This window comes from Candidatus Symbiopectobacterium sp. (genome assembly GCF_020054415.1).
GTDB lineage: Bacteria > Pseudomonadota > Gammaproteobacteria > Enterobacterales > Enterobacteriaceae > Symbiopectobacterium.
The window spans coordinates 1-1257 of the sequence record NZ_JAHWCO010000431.1 but is presented as its reverse complement, the minus strand read 5'-3'; the positions used below and the strand labels follow the sequence as shown (position 1 = coordinate 1257).

The window sequence follows — 1257 nt, the reverse complement described above, 5'->3', positions numbered from 1 at the left end:
TCTGCCAGAGCCTACGCCGCATCAACCAAAGAGAGCGTCCTGCTGCTTGCAGATAAGGTTGCCGGGTTAAGCCTTGGTGACTGGGCAATTATTGTCGGTATGGTCTGCACTATCGGCACTTTTGTAATCAACTGGTACTACCGCAGGAAGGAGTATCAACTGAGGGAAAAAGGCGGTGCGTAATGTCAAAAGCAAGCAAACTCAGTGCGGCAATGCTGGCGCTCATCGCTGCTGGCGCGACTGCTCCCGTGATGATGGCGCAATTCCAGACTGAAAAAGAGGGTATGCGTATAAACGCTTATCCTGACGGCGGCGGCATCTGGACGATTTGCGGTGGCGTGACACGAGTAGATGGCAAGCCAGTAGTCAAAGGCATGAAGCTGACCGCTGAACAGTGCGCAAAAATCGATGCCATTGAGCAGAAGAAGGCGCTCGATTGGGTGGACCGTAACGTTAAAGTGCCGCTCACTGAGGTGCAAAAAGTCGGCATTGCCTCATTTTGTCCGTGGAATATCGGTCCCGGTAACTGCTTCACCTCAACGTTCTACCGCAAATTGAATGCAGGCGATCTGATGGGTGCCTGCAAAGAGATTAAGCGCTGGATTTGGGACGGAGGCAAAGATTGCCGTATCCGCTCAAACAACTGTTACGGGCAGATAGAGCGGCGTGACCAGGAGGCGGAATTATCGTGCTGGGGGCTGGGCGCATGAGGCTATATTTCTATGCCGCCCTCGTTGCTCTGCTGGCTGCACTGTCATTTGGCGTCTACTACTACCACGACGCATACAGTGATAAAGCGAAAGACCTCGAAGCAGCAGAGCGGCAACAAAAGCAGGCAGAAACCATCGCTGGAAATGTGATCCAGTCGATGCGCATCTTCAACGCCATCACGCAGGCCAATCACGATGAAAAACAGCAGATACAGCAGCGGTCGGAAAATACCGTGGTTTACATCCGTGAAAAATTATCGACTGATGAGTGTGCTAGTCGGCCTGTTCCTGATGATGTCGTTAACAAGCTGCGAGAGCACGCGGAAAGAATACGTAACGGCACCCGTCGTGCCGATCTCCGCTGAACTACTTCAGGATTGCCCAGCGCCTGAAATCGCTCATCAAATGACATACGGCCAGAGCGTAGCGCTGAATGAAGAACTGCTGACCGTTATTGAGAAGTGTAACGCCGACAAGCGAAGCATTCGGGAAATCGAAGGATCCCGGAAGAATTTACCTGCCAGGTAGCTGCGAAACCAGACAATGA

At 52.3% G+C, this 1257-nt stretch carries 3 protein-coding genes; all 3 read left to right on the top strand.

What is annotated here, in order from left to right:
* The coding region (locus QZ506_RS12575) for a phage holin (protein ID WP_291971469.1) at positions 1-183 on the top strand (183 nt) is incomplete at its 5' end.
* Complete coding sequence (locus tag QZ506_RS12570) at positions 183-710, top strand: lysozyme (protein ID WP_291971465.1); 528 nt, start codon at positions 183-185, stop codon at positions 708-710. The genes QZ506_RS12575 and QZ506_RS12570, both read left to right, overlap by 1 nt.
* Positions 707-1075: a hypothetical protein gene (locus QZ506_RS12565; protein ID WP_291971464.1), complete on the top strand. Its 369-nt coding sequence runs from the start codon at positions 707-709 to the stop codon at positions 1073-1075. Before QZ506_RS12570 ends, QZ506_RS12565 begins: the two co-directional genes overlap by 4 nt.
* Positions 1076-1257: the final 182 nt, after the last annotated feature.

Coding starts and splice junctions, on each gene's coding strand:
- QZ506_RS12565 (WP_291971464.1), top strand. CDS start 707: ATGAGGCTATATTTCTATGCCGCCCTCGTTGCTCTGCTGGCTGCACTG.
- QZ506_RS12570 (WP_291971465.1), top strand. CDS start 183: ATGTCAAAAGCAAGCAAACTCAGTGCGGCAATGCTGGCGCTCATCGCT.